Source organism: Picosynechococcus sp. PCC 7003 (assembly GCF_001693255.1).
GTDB lineage: Bacteria > Cyanobacteriota > Cyanobacteriia > Cyanobacteriales > MRBY01 > MRBY01.
In genome coordinates, this window is record NZ_CP016474.1 from 2,771,741 (window position 1) to 2,792,702 (window position 20,962).

Consider the following 20,962-nt stretch of genomic DNA (forward strand, 5'->3'; position numbering starts at 1 on the left):
TTCCCTCTAATGTGGAAACAAAGTTATCTGCAAGGGGAGAAAAAACATGGCGCGAGTCAAACCTTACCTGCTTTGTTTGGCGATTGGGTGCTGGTTGAGTATGGCATCAGGGGCGATCGCCAACCCGGAACCCGGCTGGGAATCCTGGCGACCCAACGAAACAGAAGACAACGACCGGTCGTTTAGTGCTGGGTTTTCTAATCTGGAACTGGGGGGATATATGGACTACGAATATACCTGCACCCAAGCCGGCACAGCAGCGGAGCAAGAACCCATTTTTGAATATCGCTTAAATAGTTTAGTCGAAGCTATTGGCACAGGTCAGGTGCAATATCGTTGTCTCGTCAACGATCAAGTCGTGGCCCAGCACACCAGTACAGCAACCTTAAATGATCAACCCTCTCGCGGTTGTTTAACCGTCCAGAGTGATGTGGGGACAGGCCTCAATATTAGACAGGAACCCACTGTCTCCGCCCCGGTTTTGGGTTTCCTCCGCAACGGTAGCCAGATTACGGTGACAGGGACGCCAGCCTATCTCAGCGAAGACGCCACCGGACGTACTTGGCTCTATATTCCCTTTCAAGAGGATTACGCCTGGACATCCCTCGTCGCCCAAGCGGGAGGCCACATCAACTACCGTTTTTGTGATTAATCAGGCCCAACATTTTGCTCTGGGATTCCCCAGGCGATCGCCACGACTTCCCTTCCCATAACACGCTAAAATCAGGATTCTGTTCCGGGACTTGGGCGACGAGCGCGTATGTATTTGCACACCCTGCACCTCCGTAATTTTCGCAACTACCACCACCAGCACGTTGATTTTTCCGCCCAAAAAACCATCTTGATCGGCAATAATGCCCAGGGAAAGTCCAACCTCCTCGAAGCCGTCGAACTACTCGCCAGCCTCAAAACCCACCGCACCAGCCGGGACGCCGATTTGGTGAAACAGGGAGAGGCCACTGCCAGCATCCAAGCCCAAATTCAGCGCGGTTACGGCACCGTTGATTTTGATATCTTGCTGCGCCGCCAGGGGGGACGTACCCTCAAACTCAATGGTGAAACCCTCCGCCGCCAACTCGATGGCCTCGGTACCCTGAACGCGGTGGAATTTTCCTGCCTCGATTTAGACCTTGTGCGCGGTGGCCCCGACTGTCGTCGCCAATGGATTGATAATCTTTTGATCCAGCTAGAACCCGTCTATGCCCGAATTTTGCAGGAGTACCAACAGGTGCTCAAGCAACGCAATGCCCTCTTGCGAACAGCGAAAAAACTCCACCGAAACCAGGCGGCGATTCCCGCTGATTTAACCCAACAGCTGACCCTCTGGGATCTCCAGTTAGCGGCCACAGGTTCGCGGGTTACCCGCAGGCGATCGCGGGGGTTGCTCAGACTAATGCCCCTCGCCCAAGCTTGGCACCGTGATATTAGTAGCCAAACCGAAACCCTAGAAATCACCTACTGTCCCAATATTCCCTGGCAACAAGATGACCCCCACCATGTGCAACAAGCCTGTCTCGATAAGATAGAACAACGCCGCCAAGCAGAACAACACCAGGGCAGCAGCATGGTTGGCCCCCACCGAGATGAAATCGAATTTTCTATCAATGGCACTCCTGCCCGTTTCTATGGCTCCCAAGGGCAGCAACGCACTTTAGTCCTAGCGCTCAAACTCGCCGAACTCCAACTGATTGAGACAATCATTGGGGAACCGCCCCTGTTGCTCTTGGATGATGTCCTGGCCGAGCTTGATCCTTCCCGCCAAAATCAACTGCTAGATACCATTCAAACCCGTTTCCAGACCCTCATTACGACGACCCATCTCAATTCCTTTGGGGCAGACTGGCTGAAGCATTCGCAAATTTTGACTGTGAACCAAGGCTCCTTGCAACCCTATGCCCGTCCCCTGTCGGAAACCTACGGCCCTTGAGGTGGATTGGCGCCCCGCGACAGATGACAATCCTGAAATTCGATCATAATGTAAGAATATTTGCTCTTTTTGGTGTGAGCTGACCTATGATTGCTAATCCTTCTAGTTCTCCGAGCTTCGATAACGTTACGCCCCTGCCCCGGAGTGGCGCTTCGGTACCTCTGTCTGTCTATCAACAACTCGCTGAAAAACTCCGGGAAACCCAAGCGGAGATGACGGCACTCCAGCAGGAAAATCAGCAGTTGCGGGTTCATAACCGCAAGCTATATAACCAGGTGCATCAGGTGGTGCAATCCACGGAACGTCTCAAAGAAATGGTCAACCGCCATGATTTTGGCATCGAGCCACTGCCACCGGTCACGGCCCCCCACCATCCCCCACAAGGGAAGGCGATTTCCCATGGGGTCACTGCATTGCCGACACCAGAACCAATGCGGCAGTTTACGACGGTTCCCCCGGAGCAGTTTGAGAGTGGGACAGATTTTGATGCTGGGGTGAGCGCTTGGGTGCTCTTGGTGGCGGCGATCGCCATGATTTTGACAGCATTTGGGGCAGGATACATGGTAGTTTTACCTCTGCTGAACAATAACAACGCCCCATCCCGATAAGCTGGGACTGGTACTTTTTTCTAGACATAATGGCAACAATTCAAGCTTTACGAGGAACGAAGGATATTTTTGCGCCGGAGATCGCCTACTGGCAACAGGTGGAAGCGGTGGTGCGTGACTGCCTCGGCCGGGCGATGTACCAGGAGATCCGCACGCCCATTTTTGAGCAGACCAGCTTGTTTGAGCGGGGGATCGGCGAGGCGACGGATGTGGTCAGTAAGGAAATGTATTCTTTTACAGACCGGGGAGATCGCCCGATTACTCTCCGACCTGAAGGGACAGCAGGGGCAGTCCGGGCCTATATCGAGCGAAAATTGTTTGCCCAGGGTGGTGTGCAGCGGCTGTGGTACACGGGGCCGATGTTCCGCTACGAAAGACCCCAAGCGGGCCGCCAACGGCAATTTCACCAGGTGGGGGTCGAGGTGCTCGGCAGTGCGGATCCCCGCGCCGATGTGGAAGTGATGGCGATCGCCACGGAAATTTTGCAGAAATTAGGCCTCAAAAATCTGAGTTTGCAATTGAATTCCGTCGGCAATGGCGGCGATCGTCAACGGTATCGTGAAGCCCTGGTGGATTATTTGCTCCCTTTTAAGACCGATTTAGACGCAGATTCCCAGGAACGGCTCGAGCGCAACCCCCTGCGTATTTTGGATAGCAAAGATCAAAAAACCCAAGAAATTGCCCAAAATGCCCCCAGTATTCTGGATTATCTGGGTGACGACTCCAAAAAACATTTTGACCAAGTGCAAGCCTCCCTCACGGCCCTAGGTATTGACTATGTGTTAAACCCCTGCCTGGTGCGTGGCCTAGACTACTACACCCATACCGCCTTTGAAATCCAATCCAGTGACCTCGGTGCCCAGGCAACGGTCTGTGGGGGCGGTCGCTACGATGGCCTTGTGGCGGAATTGGGTGGCCCTGAGACCCCGGCAGTGGGTTGGGCCATTGGCTTAGAGCGTTTGGTGATCCTGCTACAACAATTGGGAGAAGCCCCTAGCCCCCAACTTGATTTTTACCTCGTTTCTAAAGGGGAGCAGGCCGAGGCCGCCGCTGTGATTCTGGCCCACAAGTTGCGTTTTGCTGGGTTCTCGGTGGAGCTTGATCTCAGTGGTAGTGCCTTTGGGAAGCAATTTAAACGGGCCGACCGCAGTGGGGCGATCGCCTGTTTGGTGCTCGGAGACGAAGAGGCCGCCAACCAGCAGGTACAACTCAAATGGCTCCAGACCAAGGCCCAAGAAACCCTGGCCCAAGCGGATCTGCTGGGAAATCTTGCGCAGTGGCGTCAAAAAATCCAGCAAGCAAAACATTAAAACCCCAGAGGAGGCGTCGATGGTGCACTGGCAATTTCTGCTACAAAAAAAAGGCGATCGCAATTGGGATATCCTCCAAACCGAGACCCTGAATCTAGCGCCTGGAGAATATCGTCTGGCCGCCCGCGGCGATGCCCAAGCAGAAATCCACTGTGAAATCCGTCTTCCCCAAGGGCAAAGGGAGCAGCGCACAGATGTCACCACCGACCAGGGCCTATTTGCAATCATGCCCCTGCGGCACCTCGGAAGCGGAGAATGGGTGATTACCTGCCGGAGCCTTGATGTGACCAACCCCTGGGAAAAACGCCTTACGCTCCAGGTCACTCAGCCAACATTTCAGCCGTTGCCGTTGCCCCCAAATCCCAATGTTTTTTCCTTTGAAACAACGTTTTCCTTGGCGGACAGTCACCCGAATACGGCGGCTCATCCTGCCCAGAGAACAAGCGACAATGCCCCTCCCCCTCAACTAGAGGAAACCGAATCAACGCCGGTGACAGATTTTGTGACCGATACGGATCAAAGCACAGCGGAGAATGAAACATTAGAAGAATTAGCAGGAGTCGAGGCTTCCTCCACTCCTTTAGAAGCACCAGAAGAATTTGGATTACCAGAAGCTCCAGAACCCAGTGAAGAAGAACGCTCCGCTGCCCTCCTGGAAGATTCCCTCGCGGCATTAGATGAGCTACTCAAGGAAGAGCTAGAACCCATTTGGGCAGAAATGGACCAAGAGGCCCAGGCCCAGATTGCTGCGGCACCACCGGCGCCTCCGACCTTGGATATTCCGCCGACTCCACTTCCCTATCAGATTGTCCTAGAGCAAGCCGTTTATCCCTTAGACAAAACCCAAGCACTGGAACTCCGGGGAGACATTCAACCCAATTCAGCCGTTGGTGAGAGTCAGCAAATTTCTGAGCCTGGTACCCTAACGTTTACTCTCCGAGATCCCCAGACGGCGGCAGTGGTGACAACCTTAACGGCGGCGATCGCCCTTGAAGATTTCCCCTGTGCCTTTAGCCAAACCATTACCCTCGATGGGCCTCTGACAACGCTGCTCTTGGTCGGCGAAATCACTTTACACACGGGGGCAGGGATATTACTCGCCCAGCAAACCTTTAGTCTCATGGCAGACTATGGGGCGATCGCCAGTCAACTCAGTGCAAAGGCTGCTCCAAAACCAGACTCCCCAGCGCCCACTACGCCGCCTCCCAAACCCCTCAAGCTCCCTACCCCTGAGGCTGTGCCCCCTAGTCCTCAGCCCCAAAGCCATCAAACCCCGACCATTCTGCCCCCCAAGCTCAAAACCAAAGGCCAGAAATCATCCACTGGCCTACAGTTGCCCAACTTTGCCCCCAAGGCCACTATCCCTGATGCCCCCGACAAAACTGAATCAACCGCTGAAGCACCAGCAAGCCCCCCAGATCAGCCCGTAGAAGCTTTAGAGAAACCGCACCTAGAAGATGAGACTCCCCAGACAGCGGCACCAGAGACAGATCCAGACACCGCCGCGCAAGATTCTCAGCCACCTGCTGCGGAATCCTCAGAAACCCTTCCCGCAGGGGATTTAGATTGGAATTCACGGTTTTTTACCCGGTTAAATGCCCTGGCCGTCGATGGAGAAGATTCCACCTGGTTAATGCCTAAACCCGAACCCGAACCCGAACCACCGACAGCCTCCCCTGAAGTAACCCCAGAAGCAGAGAATCCAATACCGACACCATCACCCCGTTTGGAAATTGTTGTCGATAGCCTCTGGGATGAGGAACTCGCAGCCCTCGAACCGGAACAATCCCCGGAGATAGTCTCTGAATTCCCGGAGTCGGAAATGCCCGCAGCGCAAGCTGACGTGGCACCATTACCAGTCCCAGAACCCCAGCTTCACCTTGATAAAACGACTTATCAGGTGGCGGATTTAGCGGTTGTTGAGCTGAGTTTACCCGCCGGAAGCGATCGCCTCCATGGGCAGCTCTGGCTCCAGGATCGCCAAACACGGGAACTTTTAGCGGGGCCATTCCAACTAATGACCTTTACACCAGGCCCCGAAGGACGGCTTTACTGTCGCCAAGTGGTTTCGATTCCCCCCGGTGCTTTGGCGTTAAGGTTTGAGGCGATCGCCCTTGATCCCCACTCCCACCAAGAAAGCCGCAAAGTGAGCCAAGATTGTCAGGTGTTGCTAACTGCTGCCACTGACGGAGACTGGCCCGCCTTTGATTCTGGAGAATCCTGGTGATGTTACCCTTGGGCAAAGAATCGTTCTACTCGGTCTGTCTGGCATAACGGAGCATTTTGATGAAAAAACCCATTCTGATCATTGCGAGTTCAATTTTGGCCCTCGGTGTAGTGGGGGGTGGAGCTTTGCTGGCGGCGGAAAACTGGTTAGGCCAGCGCCTGGAGACGGAACTCGAAAGCGAACTTACCGAGACCACGGGTATTGAGGCGGCGGTGGGTCAAACTGAGGTGCAACTTCTCCAACGTCGGGTGACCTTTCATGATTTGGCCTTTGCCAACATTCCGGGTTTCTCTGGGGCGAATCTGTTGGTCATTCGTCAGATCGAGCTGCAAGAACCCCAACTGCAAGGAAAACCACTCCAGGTGGCGATCGCCAACCTTGAAGGGGTCACGGTCAACATTGAAGGGGATCTGAATGACTTACCGGATCCACGCCTTGTGGGTGCCCTCCCCAATGTCAACATTGCCCAATTGATCGAACAATTAGAACAACAGGTACAAACCCCCTCCACCGCCGCTGATCAGCCCATCACGACGTTTACGGTGGATCAATTAGCCGTGCAAAATATCCAGGTGAATTTAAACCTTACGGTGCCTTGGCAGGAGCAGGCGATCGCCCGGCAGATTACCGTGCCTGATGTCAGCCTCACGGAGGTTACCAATCTCAACATTGGCGACAAATTAGGCGAAAGTCTGGGGGCTGCCCTCACGGAAGAATTATCTTTGTTTTTCTTCGAAGAAATTTTGCCCGGTTCTTTTCAATATGCCCAGGAATCTTTACCAGAGAACCTAGACCTCTCTGGGTTTGAACTGCCAGACACAATCGAGATCCCGTCCCCCCAGCGTCCTTAGCGTGATCTTGGGGAACAATTGCGGCGCGTTTGCATTCTTCCTTTACGAAGGGGTGGTGTGACCCTCGGAAATTTTGGCTATCCTTAAAGCTGCCAAGGGCGATCGCCACGATTACTATTGCAAGTTATTTTTGTCATTTTTCAAGTGTGAGTATTTTATGGATCAGCGGCCACAATCAAGGGGAACTGGCCCCAGACACATCACCCAGGCCCAGCTTTTCCGACCGCAACCTTGGTATAACCGTCTCCAGGCTTTTGGTCTCGCCCTTGGTTTGGGTGGCCTCTCCCTTGGTATCAATCCCCTTACTGCCCAAGCCCAGCTAAATAATCAGCTAGACGAATATTGCCGCCTCAATGCCGGGGCGATCGCCGCTAAAGATCAACGCCGTACCGCCGCGATCCAAGGCAACCGGAGCGCCCAGGCCGAGTACCAAGCGCTCTTACAACAACACAAGGAGCAACTACAGCGCTGCCGTCAAACCTATTGGCCACGACACCAAGCGATGTGGCTCCGCATCTATCCCTGCGACACGAAAGCCGGCATGATCGAGCGGATTCTCGACGATATTGTCAATAAAGGCTACGACCAACTCTACCTCGAAGTTTTTGCGGATAGCCAAGCCCTGTTGCCCAAAAACCAGAACAATACCCCCTGGCCGTCCCGCATCCAGACCCCCGGCCTCGAAAATCGCGATGTGATGGCCGAAATTATCGAAAAGGGTCGGGCCCGTGGGCTAAAGGTCTATGCTTGGCTGTTTGGGATGAACTATGGCTATGTTTATGGGAATCGAGGCGATCGCCAAAGTGCCATGGCCCGTAACGGTTACGGTGAAACCAGCCTCGACTTTGTCCAAGATGGTGCCCAAGCCTTCGCGGATCCCTACAATGCGATCGCCCAGGCCGACTATAAAAATCTCGTCAATCAGATGCTCCAGCGGCAACCTGATGGCATTTTATTCGATTACATCCGCTATCCCCGGGGGACTGGTGCCCGCTCCGTGGCCGCTTCCGTGGCAGATTTGTGGATCTATAGCCCCGCTTCGGCCCAAGCCCTCTACAATCGTGCCGAGAATCGCCAGGGTCTAACCCTCATCGAAAAATATCTCCGCCAAGGCAATATCACCGTGGGGGATGTGGCAGCGGTGTTGGCCCAATACCCCGAAGAGGGCACGCCCCGGTGGCAGGGTCGAAAAATCCTGGGAGATGAACCGGAACTAGACGTCAATGTCCTCCATCAACGCCTTGTGGCTGAACTTTGGTATCTCACCGTCAGTCACGCAGCCCAAGGGGTCGTGGATTTTGTCAACAGCGCCGCCGCCCAGGCCCAAAGTCGCAATATTCCTGCAGGGGCCGTATTTTTTCCGGGGGGCAATCAACCCGTCGGTCAACGGGGTTTTGATTCTCGCCTCCAACCCTGGGATAAATTTCCTGCTTCGATGGAGTGGCATCCCATGGCCTATGCCGTTTGTGGCAGCAGCAGTTGCATCGTTGATGAAATTAACCGAGTGCGTCAGTTTGCCCCAGCAGGCACCAAGATTATTCCGGCCTTGGCCGGGGATTGGAACCGTGCCCAAGACAATCGCCCTTCCCTCAAGGATCAAATGGCCGCCATCAAAGCCAGTTTTCCAGATATTACCCAGGTGAGTCATTTCGCCTACTCTTGGCAAGAGCCACAATTTGATAATGACCGCAAATTCTGTCGCGTTTAGAATGCTGCAGGAATCGGCTCGGTGACGATGTACTTAGAGATTCATTGCAGTGGTGTCATGAACGGTTCAAGCACACCCCACAATAGAATTTATTCATCGGTATATTTTCCCTAATCTTTTCTCTGTGATGGTTTTGTCGTCATTATCCCGTTTGTCTTCTCGTTTTTTGATGCATCAACCGGCACCTTGGTGGCAGCACGTGGTGGTGGCGATCGCCTATTGTGTGACGGCCTTGTTTTCCCACAGTTTTACGGTTTACCCAGAAACAGGGTCGACGCCCATCTGGATTCCGGGGGGGCTAGCGGTGGGCCTCCTGGTCGTGTGGGGGATGCCCATGTGGTTGGGGGTTTTGGGGGGGATTTTGGTCGCAGAAATCGTCATTTACCAAGCCTGGCTCAGTGTCCCTAATTTGCTAATGACCCTCGGCATCACGGCGATCGCCACCACCGGCAAAGTGTTGGCGGCCCATTGGTTGCAACACCGTAACCAACACCGGTATTTTCTCGACCGTCCGGAGACGACCCAAAATTTCATTCTCTACAGTTGCATCCTGAGCCATCTCCCTGTGGCGATCGCCTGTGCCCTCATCGTTTGTCTGGCCGGCAAAGCTCCTTGGGCCCTTTACCCGGAAATCGCCGGAACTTGGTTTCTTAGCGATAGCTTTGGCATTCTCATTTTTGCGCCCCTGATCATTGCCACCAACCATGGCTACCGCGAATTTATCCATTACCTCAAAAAATATTGGTTAGCCGCCCTCACCCTCGCCGCCCTCACCCTCGGCGTTAGTCACCTGGTGATCAACGGCTACCACGGAGAATATCTCCTCGCCCCTCTCCTGGTGTGGACAACCTTTCAGTTTAAAGAAGTCGGTGCTACCCTCCTGATGGTGATGATCGTCTTGATGGCTGCCGTCAGTACCGTCCAGGGCTATGGCACCTTTGTGGGGGAGTCAATGCGCAATTCCCTGCTGCTCTCGCAATTTTTTATTGCCTGCATCGGCCTCATGACGTTGATGTTGATTGCGGTGTTGAACGAAAAACAACAAGCAAAAGCCGATCTCAAGGCCATGAATCAAACCCTGACCGGCCAAAATCAGCGCCTCGAAGAGCTGGCAACCCAGAAAGAATTGGCACACCAACAGCGGGAAAATCTTCTGGTTAAATATAACCAAGCCCTCAAACGACAGCTGAACCTCATCCAGGCCAAGGAAGCCGCAGAAATGGCCGCCCAGGAAAAGAGCCAATTTCTCGCCAACATGAGCCATGAGATTCGCACGCCCCTAAATGGAGTGATCGGCATGGCCCAATTACTCCTCACCATGGATCTCAAGGACGATCAAGCAGAATTGGTCGCCATTATTGAAGACAGTGGCAAAACCCTACTCAATATCATCAACGATACCCTCGATTTTCTCCGCATTGAGTCGGGTAGTCTCCGTTTAGAAGCCCGTTATTTTTCTTTTCAGGAACTGTTGAAATCGGTCTTTACTCTTCTGAAAGTGCAGGCAGACCAAAAGGACAAGGACATTGACCTGCAATATCGTGTGGCAGACTCGATTCCAAATATTTTGGTAGGGGATGAGCTACGGTTGCGACAAATTCTATTTAACCTGTTGGGTAATGCCCTCAAGTTTACGGAAACGGGCTCTGTGCAATTAATTATCAGAAGCCATGCGGTGCTGTCTCCGAGCGATCCCCCAATGGAGGAACTGAGTTTTCAAATTTTAGATACGGGCATTGGCATTCAGGTTGAGCAACTCAATCAACTGTTTCAACCCTTTATCCAGGCCGATGCCTCTATTAGTCGTCGCTATGGAGGCAGTGGTTTGGGGTTGGCGATCGCCAAACGTCTGGTGAATCTCATGGGTGGAAAAATTTGGGTTGAGAGTAATGGTGAAATCGCCGGCGACCCACCACCAAAATGGTTTACCCCCGGTGGGCTTACCCCCCAGAGCTATGGTGCCTCTTTTTACTTTACGTTTTTGAGCCATCCCGTCCCGGAGCTAGAAATTATCCCGGATTCAAACTGAGGCAGCGAAACAATTACGCTGAGTGGAGTAGGGGCGCAGCGCCCAGTAGCTTTTGGGTATAGGGATGCTGGGGATGATTAAAAATGTCGGCGGTCTGGCCTAATTCAACGATTTTGCCTTGGTTCATCACTGCAATGCGATCGCACAAAAATTTCGCCACCCACAGATCATGGGTAATGAACAGATAGGTCAAGTTAAACTCCGCTTTTAGGGCTTGCATCAGATCTAAAACCTGGGCCTGGATACTCGCATCCAGCATACTGACGGGTTCATCACAGATCACGAGGCGCGGCTCGGTAATCAAAGCCCTGGCAATGCCCACCCGTTGCTGCTGTCCCCCAGACAGTTGCCGGGGATAGCGGGCGTAATATTCTTCGGCGGGCGTTAAACCAACCTTTTCCAGCATTTGCAAGACCTTTTCTTTGACCGCTGGCCCCGTCGCTAACTGGTGGATGTGGAGCGGATCGCCGATATTTTCCCCCACGGTCATCAGGGGATTTAAAGAAGCATGGGGATCTTGAAAGATCATCTGGAGGTGCCGCCGTTCCGGTCGCATTTGCCCCACTGACAATTGGTTTAATTCTTTCCCTTCAAAGATGACTCTGCCCCCGGTGGGTTTAATGAGTTGCAAAATTGTCCGGGAGAGGGTGGATTTACCACAGCCGGATTCCCCCACTAAGCCCAGAATTTCCCCTTCATAAATATCAAGGTTGATCCCATCGACGGCACGGATCACCTGGGTTTTTTGGCCTGTGATGAGCCGTTGGAACAGGTTACTCTCAAGGGTGTAATGTTGCTCTAGGTTTTCCAGGGAGAGGATCGGTTGCTTTTCTGGATTTAGGGAAATTGCTTGTTCACTGTGGAGGTGGAGGGCTGCTTCCAGGAGGGATTGGGTGTAGGGATGCTGGGGATCATTAAAGATTTGCTTGACGGGGCCAGTTTCGACGATTTGACCTTGGTGCATGACAGCGATGTCGGTGCAATATTCGGCGACCATGGCGAGGTCGTGGGAAATGAGCAACAATCCCATCTCCCGCTCGGCGCAGAGGCGGGTCAGTTCCTGGAGGATTTCGTTGGCGACGGTGACATCCAGGCTGGTAGTCGGTTCGTCGGCGATGATGAATTTGGGATCCAGTAACAGGGCAAGGGCGATCGCCACCCGTTGACGCATACCCCCGCTAAATTCGTGGGGATATTGATGCCAGCGGTTTTCGGGGATCCGGACAGCGGCGAGGGTTTCCAGGGCTTTTTGTTTCGCGGCGGGACGGCTGAGGTCGGGGCGATGGCACCGGAGGGTTTCCAGGCAATGGTTGCCGATGGTCATCAGGGGATCAAGCCTGGTCATCGGGTCTTGGAAAATCAGTCCCACCACTTCGCCTCGGTAATGGCGCAGGGCTTCACCCGTTAAATTAAGGATTGGTTTGGCTTGGAAAGTAGCATTGCCAGTCACCTGGGAACCCCGCGGCAGCAGTTGCAGCAGAGCGCGGCCAATGGTGGATTTCCCGCAGCCAGATTCTCCCACGAGGCCGAGGCGATCGCCTTGATTCACCTGAAAAGACACCCCAGCAACGGCCCACTGTAAAGCTTGACCCTGGGCGGGATAGGCGATGTGCAGATCTTGAACCTGAAGCAAAGGAGGGGTCATGACGAACTTACCAAGGAACACTGACCCTCTGATTTTAAGGGGATTTCTGGCCTTGCCGAGCATTTTTCCAGATAAACAGTATATTTTTAGAGACTCTTCCAATGGCTACTATGCGATCGCTTTATTTCCTTGTCCCCGGTGTCAGTAAAAAATTTGCCAGCGGTGGCCTCTTTGCCGAAATCAAGACCTACGAACTGGCCCAACAACTGCAATCGGCCCATTTAGTCACCTACCGAGAAAAATCCCCAGATCATCTCTATTTGCCGGAACTACTGCCCCAGGTGCGCCCCCAGGAGGCTATTTTTGTGGTTAGTTGGGGCTTTGATATTCCGCGCTTGGTCAAACAACTGCGATCGCATCCGGTGGTCTACCATGCCCACAGTACAGGCTATGGGTTTCAGCTCCCCAGTCGCGTTCCCATTTGGGCGGTAAGTCGCAATTCCCTCGGCTATTGGGGGCAAAAGGCACCGAATAATCCTTTGTTCTATTTGCCCAATCAGATTTCCCCAGCGTTCGAGAACTGGCACCAAGAACGGGACATTGATGTGTTGGTGCAAACCCGCAAAACCTCCAGCTATGTGCTCCAGCAACTGGTGCCCTACCTCCAGCAGCGGTGTCGAGTAGAAGTCGTCAATTCCTTTGTCCCGGATCTTGCGGCCCTCTTTAATCGCAGTAAAATTTATCTTTATGATTCGGCGGAATATTGGCTGAATAATGCAGTGAGTGAAGGTTTTGGCTTGCCCCCCCTAGAGGCGATCGCCTGTGGTTGTCAAGTTTTTAGTAGCGTCAACGGTGCTTTAGCCGATTATTTAGATCCGGGTTTTAATTGCCAGAAAATCAGTACCTATTGTGTGGAATACGATGGCGATCGCCTTTTGGCCGCCCTCAACAATCCCCCAGCGGCCACCAATACCCAGGCCCTATTGCAGGCATACCGCCCGGAAACGATCCTGCTCCGATTTGCCACGATCCTCCAGGAGGTCAATCATTTCTTTGACTACCAAGGCCAATACCCAGGCAATATCCAACTCCAGCGACAAAATCCCCTCCTGGTGCGCCTCCGCCTCGCCCTCCGTCAACAACTTGCCCGGTGGCGCACCTAATCCCCTTTCATTGTTTTAATGTCCTAAACGTTTCTTTGTTATCTTGATCGGCCATGACCATCGCCAGAACCATTTGCCTCGGCTTTCTCGGAGCTATTTTATTAGGGACGCTGCTTTTGATGTTGCCCTTTGCCACCGCCTCCGGGGAATGGAACAGCCCCCTCGTCGCCCTATTTACATCGACTTCTGCCGTCTGTGTCACGGGGTTAATTGTGGTGGATACAGGCACAGCCTTTTCCAATTTTGGCCAGGGGGTCATTCTCCTCTTGATCCAACTGGGGGGACTAGGCTACATGACCCTCTCGACATTTCTCATGCTGCTGCTGGGGCGTCGCTTTGATTTGGCCCAAAAATTTGCCATTAAAGAATCCTTTGACCAACCCTACAACCAAGGTAGTCGAAATTTGATTCGTTCGATTATCGCTACCACGCTCATTGGGGAACTGACAGGGATTTTTTTGCTGTTCGGGCGGTTTAGTCGGGACTTTGATCCCGGTGAAGGATTGTGGCTAGCCATTTTTCACAGCATTAGTGCTTGGAACAATGCAGGCTTCAGTTTATTTGCAGACAGTTTAGTGGGCTATCAAAATTCTCTCCTGGTGAATGGGGCAATCTCTGGTTTGATTATTTTTGGCGGCATTGGTTATGAGGCGATTATCGAAATGTATCTCTGGTTACGGCACCGTCTCCAGCGCAAAAGCCGACGCTTTACATTTTCGTTGAATTTTGAGGTGGTCACCTCCACGACTTTCTGGCTCCTGGGTCTAGGTACTGCGGCTTTTTTGTTCGTGGAATGGGCTAATCCAACGACCTTTGCGGGGATGAGTTGGGGTGATAAGGCGATCGCCGCTTGGTTTCAGTCGGTGACGACCCGCACTGCTGGGTTCAATAGCATTGACATCGGTACAATGAGTACCGCCGGGCTGTTTATTACCATGGGTTTGATGTTTATTGGGGCGAGTCCCAGTGGCACTGGGGGGGGAATCAAAACAACCACCATTAACATCCTGGCCAACTGCACCAAATCCGTGCTCTATGGTCAAACCCGCGTCACGGTCTTTAACCGTGAAATTGCCCAGAGTATCGTTTTTAAGGCGATCGCCGTCGTCTTCGGTTCCGCCACCGTGATCACCATTTCTACGGCAATTATTTCCATTAGCAACCCTGAGATCGAATTAATCGCCATTTTATTTGAGGTGATTTCTGCCTTCGCCACCGTTGGCTTGTCCACGGGGATCACCGCCAGCCTCTCCGCCGTCGGTCAAATTACCCTCATTGCCACCATGTACTGCGGTCGGGTCGGTGTCCTACTGTTGATGTCTGCCATTGTCGGGGAAATTACCCCACGCCGCATTAACTATCCCGAAGAAAATTTATTGGTGGGTTGAGCCGCAGCACCTTCCCCCTATTGCCGGAGGAATCTCCCAAGACTTCACCAGCGCTTGGAATTCTAGTACGATCATCGGTTAAGATGCGGCGATCGCCCCCACAGATTTTTATCCTTTCACAACGACAGTAGCCACTAGCTAACAATCATTTGGGTTTTGGAGTAAAACAAACGGTGAATTTACGGAATTGGAATTTTCTCTTTCAGGGTTTTCGGCAGGAAGAAAATCGTCAGTTTGCGGTCATTGGCCTGGGACGATTTGGCCGCGCCGTCTGCACAAAATTACACAACATGGGCTACGAAGTCCTTGGCACCGATATCAACCCCAAATTAGTCGGCCAGGTGGTTTCCGAAAAACTCGTTTCCCACGCGATGCAGTTGGATTCTACCGAAGTGATGGCCCTGCGCCAGGCGGGCATTTTTGAGTTTGACACGGTGATTGTGGCGATTGGCAACTACCTCCAAGAAAGCATTGTCACGACCTTAAATGTGAAGGAAGGGGGCGTCGAACATGTGGTTGCCAAGGCGTCTTCGGAGGTACACGGCAAGCTTTTGAAGCGGGTGGGGGCCGACCGCATTGTCTATCCGGAATATGAAGCTGGGGCCGCCCTGGCGATGACCCTGACAAAACCTTCAATCCTGGATCGGTTTGATATTGACGAAGAGCACAGTATTGTCGAAATCAAAACTCCCGAAGAATTCCATGGCAAAACCATCGCCGAACTGTCCCTCCGGGCGAACTACGGGGTCAATGTGTTGGCGGTGGGCAATGAGGATCATTTTGAAATTAATCCGGGGCCAGAACATCGCCTAGATAAGTCTCTAATGATGATGGTGATCGGCACCAACGATGCAATTCACCGCCTACCGTTGTCATAAGTTGTCCCATCCCATGACCAAGCCCTATCAACGGATCCCCATCGAAGCAAGTGACGATCCTCTGGTGCCGATTCCTGCAGATCTTTTTTCTTTGGTAATGCCCCATCCCTACATGGCTTTAGGAGCTGATTATGAAGGGCGATCGCCTTATTTTTTGCGCCGCCAAGTCCTCGAAAAGCTCATCCAAGCCCAGGATTTTTTGCGGGCTGCCCATCCAGAGTTACAAATTCAGATCTTCGATGCCTATCGACCGATCACGGTGCAACAATTTATGGTGGACTACACCTTTGCTCAGTTAAAAGGCGATCGCCCATTAACTCCTCCAGAAACAGCCCAGATTTGGGAGCAGGTGTTGCAATTTTGGGCCGTACCGAGCCGCGATCCGGCGACCCCACCGCCCCACAGTACCGGCGCGGCCCTGGATGTGCGTTTAGTGAACCTCGCCCAAGAACCTCTGCCGATGGGAGGAGAAATTGACGACATTGGCGATCGCTCCTACCCCGATTTCTATGCCGCCGCCACCACGCCCCCAGAGCAGCAGTACCATCAAAATCGGCAACTGCTTAGACAAGCTATGGAAAAGGCAGGTTTCGTGATTCACCCCAACGAATGGTGGCATTTTTCCTATGGGGATCAGCTCTGGGCCTGGCAAACCCAAAGGGCGATCGCCTACTACGGTAGAATTTAAAACACAATTTTTCTGATAAATAATGGCGCGCAAACCCTGGTTAGAACTTCCCTTTGCGATCTTTTCTTTTGGTTTTTATAAGGTTAATAAATTTATTATTGGTAATCTTTATACCCTGTACTTGAGCGTTAATAAAAAGAATGCAAAAGAATGGCGCATTATTGGGGAAAAATCCCTCCAGAAATTCCTGAGTTTACCCGTTTTAATGACCAAAGCGCCCCGGTGGAACACCCACGCCATTATCGGTACCCTGGGGCCGCTTTCTGTGGAAAAAGAACTCACCATTAACCTCGAAACCATTCGTCAATCTACGGAAGCTTGGGTGGGTTGCATCTATGACTTTCCGGGCTATCGCACGGTGTTAAATTTCACGCAACTCACCGATGATCCCAGCCAAACAGAACTCAAGATTTCCTTACCCAAAGGCAAATATACCGTTGGTTTACGTTACTACCATCCCAAGGTGAATCCTCGCTTTCCGACGGTAAAAACAGACCTAAATCTAACTGTACCGACCTTGGTTGTTTCGCCCCAAAACAACGACTTTTATCAAACCCTGGCCCAGAAAACAAACCTTTATTTTTGTCTGCTCCACTACTACATTTTTACGCTATTTAAATTTCGTGATGTCTTACCAACTGCTTTTGTGAAAGGAGAATTTCTCCCTGTTGGGGCCACCGACACCCAATTTTTCTACGGCGCTTTAGACGCAGCAGAACGCTTAGAAATCACCATCCCAGAATCCTGGCTGCAAACCTTTGATTTTTATCTGACGTTTTATAACCGCGCCAGTTTTCCTCTACGTTGGCAAAAAATCACTGAAAATTTGACCTGTGATCCCCTGAGAGAACAAGGCTATTACCTAATTCGGATGCGGCCCCGTACCGCAGAAGCAGAGGCACAATTACCGAGTGTTGTGGGAGAAGAAATCCAGGTCATGCCCCACCAGAAAAAACTGGTAATACGGTCGTTATAAATAGCCATGTTCCTGGAGGAAGTCGAGGCCAATGTCGGGGGCTTTTTGTTCCCGTTGGTAACTGACAAATCGCTGGACATATTTTGCGAGGATGTCCCCTTCTAGGTTCACCCAACTGCCTGGCTTGAGATAGGCCAAATTGGTTTCGGCGTAGGTATGGGGAATCACGGCCACCTTAAACCACTGCCCCAGGCGATCGCATTCGGCCACCGTTAGACTAATGCCATTAACCGCAATGCTCCCTTTGGACACCAGACAAGGGGAAATATTCATATCCCAGGTTGCCTGGTAATCGGCGATCGCCGTAAACCACAGTTCCCAAGCACGGGCGGTTTCAATCACTTTTTCTAAAGCGCCAATGGTATCCACATGGCCCGACACAAAATGGCCACCGATCTTGCTGCCCACCCGCAGGGACGTTTCAATATTCACCCAATTGGAACGGGAAACAGCATCGCCGAGGATCGTGCGTTTCAGGGTTTCGGGGGAGGCGGTGGCAACAAATCCCTGTTCGGCAATGGTTTCGACGGTCAGACAAACGCCATCTACGGCCACACTATCGCCGAGGGCCAGATCCGACATCACCTGACCTGCGCCGTGACCCTGGATGTCAATGGCAAAGCGATCGCCACCGAGGGCTTTAACGGTACCAAGGGCTTGAATCAATCCAGTAAACACAGGGCGTGATGCGATCGCAGTAAAAGGGCCATTCGATTGTAACGGGAATTGACCGAAAATCAGGCCCAACATCGTCCCAGAATATCGAAGCTGTAGGATACTAGTTAGTAAGGGAATCAAATATTGCTCCCGTTTCTATCCCTACGCCGAGGCCCAGATCCATGATTGAAATGCACGTTGCTGGCATTGCCCTTGATGCCATTACTCGGAGCCCGATCATTCTCCTGAAGGATGCCTCGGAACGGCGTGCCTTACCGATCTACATTGCCCAGGATCAGGCCCGCTCAATTATGAATGTTTTGGAGCAAAAAACACCGCCCCGGCCCCTCACCCATGATCTCTTTGCGGATCTATTGGAAGCTTGGGATCTCACCCTCGATAAAATCATTATCCACGCCCTCGAAGAACACACTTTCTATGCGGTGCTCTGTACCTCCCAGGGGGAAGAAACCCAGGAAATTGACTGTCGCCCCAGTGATGCGATCGCCATTGCCCTACGCACCGAAAGTCCGATTTGGGTCGTCGAAGAAGTGATTTCTGAGGCTTCAATTCCCGTAGACCGCGATGCTGACGAAGAAGAACGGCAAGCCTTCCGCGCCTTTGTCGATCAGATTAGCCCCGAAGATTTAATCCGCCACAGCCAATCCGCCAATCCAGAAGAAAGCTAAGGCATTGGGGGTTAAGGCCGGATGACGATTTTTGTCTACAGCTATAGTGACCCACTCCTGGATGCGGCCCCGGAACCGGAACTTTGGGGGGTTGAGGTTGATCGCATCTATAGCGATTGGGGCCAACGGCAGCAGCTCACCCAGTTACTGACGGCTCTCGACACAGGCGATCGCCCCGACTATCTACTATTACGTCGCCTCGATGAATTGGGAGAGAACCTCAGCGAGATTGGCGATCGCCTCCAGCACATCGAAAGATACGGCGTGGGGATCATCGCCACCGAACAGGATTACCAAAGCGATCAACCGCTGGATCAAAAAGCCCTCGGTCAACTCTTTCAAACCATTGGCGATCGCCTCAGACAACAAAAAATTCAACGGGGCCATGCGAAAAATCGCCGCCAATTCCTGCCGCCCCCAGGCAAAGCCCCCTACGGTTACAAACGGGGCCAAGACCGTTACCTCATCGACCGTAGTACCGCCCCCGTGGTCAAGGATTTTTGTGAACATTTCCTCCTGTTTGGTTCCCTGCGGGGGGCAGTGCGCCACCTAGAACAACGCTTCGGGAAAAAAATTGCCGTATCCACTGGGCGCAACTGGTTAAGCAATCCCATCTATCGAGGTCAACTCCATTACTGTGACGGCACAACCATTCCCAAAACCCACGCGGCGATCCTCACCGACAACGAAGCCGCCCAAATTGATCGCCTCCTGCGCCGCAATCGTCCCCTCGCCCCCCGCAGTGCCAGTGCCCCCCGGTGTTTAGCCGGGTTGGTGCAATGCCAAACCTGCGGCAGTGCCCTAAGCATTAGCCGTGTCAGTCGGCGTAACCATCCCAAAACCTATCTATATCTGCGTCCCCTCGCCTGCCCCCGCAAGCCTAAATGCCGGGCGATCGCCTACGATAATGTTTTCCGGGCCACCGTGCAAAAAATTTGCCAAGAGTTCCCCGCGATCGCCCAGCAATACCAAGGCCCCTCTCTGGATCAGCAACAGGGCCAGATTCAACAAGGAATCCAGCAAAAGGAAACCCTCATTGCCGCCCTCCCGGATCTCACCGCCCAGGGCATTTTCGACCCTGACACCGCCGCCCAACGTCGCTACGTGCTGCGTAGTGAAATCAGCCACCTGCAAAGCCAACTCAACCAACTGCCCCCCGCTAACCTAGGGGCGATCGCCAAAACCATTACCCTCGAATCCTTTTGGTATGACCTATCTGAAGCCGAGCGGCGCTTTTACCTGCGAGAATTTATCGAACAAATCCAACTCCACCGTATGAGCCGCGACGATTGGCAAATCCAGCTAAAATTCATTTTTTCGACCAGTTTCCGATACACTGATGAATGATTTAATTCAACTAAACCTTTATTAGTACAGCGATAATTGGCATGGAAATCGGGCAAAAAGTACAAATCTACCGTTTGCGGGATCGTGTCGGTAAAGATCTCGCCGATAAACTCGGTAAAGTAGGCACCATCACAGACTTTCGCGTCACCGATGGTAGTGGCATTGGGGCGATCGTGACCTTCGATGACAAAACCGCCACTTGGTTTTTTGGGGATGAACTGCGTCCTGCGTCCTAGGGCACATTTTTTTTACTGCCCAATTAGACCACCGAGGCGTCTCCCGTGGGGGGACGTTTTTTGTCGGTGTACTAAAGCCAAAATTTCACCACAAACCCAGAATAATTTACCCAACGCCTGAAACTTTTTTGCGGCACAATGGTCATCAAAGACGATCTATGCGCAACTCCATTGCCGATAAGCTAATGAAAAAACCTGCTCTACTAACTCTCATCTGTGGTTTTAGTGTCGCGATCGCCAGTGTGCCCGCCGCGCCTAGCCAGGCCCAAACTGCCAACGATCTCGAAGGAAACTATCAACAAAGCGAAAATTCCTCCCTCTATGGCAACACGGACGGCTTCAATCCCTACGATTTGATCCACATGATGCGCCTAGGCAATAAGGATCCAGAACAATTCCGGGAGAGCACAAACTCTAACCTTAATAATGCGGCCGCCGATTATCGCTCCCGACTGCAGGAATATTGGCGTCAGAAAAAACAAGCCGAAACCTCCGCAGCCAACGGCACCCCGGAAGACGGTTCGATTATCACCCCCACAGAAACCTTCGAGTAAGACCGGCTTTTGTGGCCTCAGCCCATGGCAGTTTCGTTTCCCATAGATATAGATTCTTGATGACAATTCTGGAACGTCTATGGGATTTTTATTGGGGAAATTTTCATCTGACGATTATCGTTTCATTGCGGCGATCGCCAA

Annotated in this window: 19 protein-coding genes; 17 read left to right on the forward strand and 2 right to left on the reverse strand. The window is 52.4% G+C overall.

The window, feature by feature from the left end:
- Nucleotides 1-46 precede the first annotated feature (46 nt).
- The 8 genes from AWQ21_RS13140 (at nucleotide 47) to AWQ21_RS13175 (ending at nucleotide 10,660) form a co-directional block, all read left to right on the forward strand.
- Nucleotides 47-652 (forward strand): SH3 domain-containing protein, encoded by a 606-nt coding sequence (locus tag AWQ21_RS13140; protein WP_065714929.1) that lies wholly within the window; start codon nucleotides 47-49, stop codon nucleotides 650-652.
- A gap of 108 nt (nucleotides 653-760) precedes the next feature.
- A complete protein-coding gene (gene recF, locus AWQ21_RS13145) occupies nucleotides 761-1,927 on the forward strand; it encodes a DNA replication/repair protein RecF (protein ID WP_065714930.1) in 1,167 nt (388 codons plus the stop codon).
- Nucleotides 1,928-2,013: 86 nt separating this feature from the next.
- Nucleotides 2,014-2,535, forward strand: a complete 522-nt coding sequence (locus AWQ21_RS13150) for a hypothetical protein (RefSeq protein ID WP_065714931.1) — start codon at nucleotides 2,014-2,016, stop codon at nucleotides 2,533-2,535.
- A 29-nt stretch (nucleotides 2,536-2,564) separates the two neighbouring features.
- Nucleotides 2,565-3,845, forward strand: coding sequence for a histidine--tRNA ligase (hisS, locus tag AWQ21_RS13155; RefSeq protein ID WP_065714932.1), 1,281 nt, complete (start codon nucleotides 2,565-2,567; stop codon nucleotides 3,843-3,845).
- 19 nt (nucleotides 3,846-3,864) lie between these two features.
- A complete protein-coding gene (locus tag AWQ21_RS13160) occupies nucleotides 3,865-6,072 on the forward strand; it encodes a hypothetical protein (RefSeq protein ID WP_065714933.1) in 2,208 nt (735 codons plus the stop codon).
- A 59-nt stretch (nucleotides 6,073-6,131) separates the two neighbouring features.
- Complete coding sequence (locus tag AWQ21_RS13165; RefSeq protein ID WP_065714934.1) at nucleotides 6,132-6,923, forward strand: hypothetical protein; 792 nt, start codon at nucleotides 6,132-6,134, stop codon at nucleotides 6,921-6,923.
- A 157-nt stretch (nucleotides 6,924-7,080) separates the two neighbouring features.
- Nucleotides 7,081-8,631 carry a hypothetical protein gene (locus AWQ21_RS13170; protein ID WP_157094800.1) on the forward strand — a complete coding sequence of 517 codons (1,551 nt, stop codon included), beginning with the start codon at nucleotides 7,081-7,083 and terminating at the stop codon, nucleotides 8,629-8,631.
- Between the two features lie 169 nt (nucleotides 8,632-8,800).
- Nucleotides 8,801-10,660, forward strand: coding sequence for an MASE1 domain-containing protein (locus AWQ21_RS13175; protein WP_232314979.1), 1,860 nt, complete (start codon nucleotides 8,801-8,803; stop codon nucleotides 10,658-10,660).
- Between the two features lie 13 nt (nucleotides 10,661-10,673).
- Here AWQ21_RS13175 and AWQ21_RS13180 read toward each other — a convergent pair whose 3' ends face one another.
- On the reverse strand, nucleotides 10,674-12,293 hold the full coding sequence (locus AWQ21_RS13180) for an ABC transporter ATP-binding protein (RefSeq protein WP_315862274.1): 1,620 nt from the start codon (nucleotides 12,291-12,293) through the stop codon (nucleotides 10,674-10,676).
- A gap of 113 nt (nucleotides 12,294-12,406) precedes the next feature.
- On the opposite strand from AWQ21_RS13180, the gene AWQ21_RS13185 reads away from it, so the two are divergent.
- The 5 genes from AWQ21_RS13185 (at nucleotide 12,407) to AWQ21_RS13205 (ending at nucleotide 17,338) form a co-directional block, all read left to right on the forward strand.
- Nucleotides 12,407-13,408 (forward strand): glycosyltransferase, encoded by a 1,002-nt coding sequence (locus AWQ21_RS13185; protein WP_232314981.1) that lies wholly within the window; start codon nucleotides 12,407-12,409, stop codon nucleotides 13,406-13,408.
- 53 nt (nucleotides 13,409-13,461) lie between these two features.
- On the forward strand, nucleotides 13,462-14,796 hold the full coding sequence (locus AWQ21_RS13190) for a TrkH family potassium uptake protein (RefSeq protein WP_065714937.1): 1,335 nt from the start codon (nucleotides 13,462-13,464) through the stop codon (nucleotides 14,794-14,796).
- A gap of 173 nt (nucleotides 14,797-14,969) precedes the next feature.
- Complete coding sequence (locus AWQ21_RS13195) at nucleotides 14,970-15,674, forward strand: TrkA family potassium uptake protein (protein ID WP_065715357.1); 705 nt, start codon at nucleotides 14,970-14,972, stop codon at nucleotides 15,672-15,674.
- Between the two features lie 13 nt (nucleotides 15,675-15,687).
- Nucleotides 15,688-16,362: a M15 family metallopeptidase gene (locus AWQ21_RS13200; RefSeq protein ID WP_065715358.1), complete on the forward strand. Its 675-nt coding sequence runs from the start codon at nucleotides 15,688-15,690 to the stop codon at nucleotides 16,360-16,362.
- A 22-nt stretch (nucleotides 16,363-16,384) separates the two neighbouring features.
- Nucleotides 16,385-17,338: a DUF6208 family protein gene (locus AWQ21_RS13205; RefSeq protein WP_065714938.1), complete on the forward strand. Its 954-nt coding sequence runs from the start codon at nucleotides 16,385-16,387 to the stop codon at nucleotides 17,336-17,338.
- Here AWQ21_RS13205 and ribE read toward each other — a convergent pair.
- A complete protein-coding gene (ribE, locus tag AWQ21_RS13210; RefSeq protein WP_065715359.1) occupies nucleotides 17,333-18,016 on the reverse strand; it encodes a riboflavin synthase in 684 nt (227 codons plus the stop codon). The genes AWQ21_RS13205 and ribE overlap by 6 nt on opposite strands.
- 161 nt (nucleotides 18,017-18,177) lie before the next feature.
- Between ribE and AWQ21_RS13215 the strand changes: the two genes are divergently transcribed.
- From AWQ21_RS13215 to AWQ21_RS13230, 4 genes are all read left to right on the forward strand, one after another.
- The gene (locus tag AWQ21_RS13215; RefSeq protein WP_012307860.1) at nucleotides 18,178-18,684 is read left to right on the forward strand and encodes a bifunctional nuclease family protein; all 507 of its coding nucleotides are present in this window, start codon (nucleotides 18,178-18,180) and stop codon (nucleotides 18,682-18,684) included.
- A gap of 21 nt (nucleotides 18,685-18,705) precedes the next feature.
- Nucleotides 18,706-20,031 carry a recombinase family protein gene (locus AWQ21_RS13220; RefSeq protein WP_065714939.1) on the forward strand — a complete coding sequence of 442 codons (1,326 nt, stop codon included), beginning with the start codon at nucleotides 18,706-18,708 and terminating at the stop codon, nucleotides 20,029-20,031.
- Between the two features lie 41 nt (nucleotides 20,032-20,072).
- Nucleotides 20,073-20,267 (forward strand): DUF2862 domain-containing protein, encoded by a 195-nt coding sequence (locus AWQ21_RS13225; RefSeq protein ID WP_012307858.1) that lies wholly within the window; start codon nucleotides 20,073-20,075, stop codon nucleotides 20,265-20,267.
- A gap of 158 nt (nucleotides 20,268-20,425) precedes the next feature.
- Nucleotides 20,426-20,821 carry a hypothetical protein gene (locus tag AWQ21_RS13230; protein ID WP_065714940.1) on the forward strand — a complete coding sequence of 132 codons (396 nt, stop codon included), beginning with the start codon at nucleotides 20,426-20,428 and terminating at the stop codon, nucleotides 20,819-20,821.
- Nucleotides 20,822-20,962 lie beyond the last annotated feature (141 nt).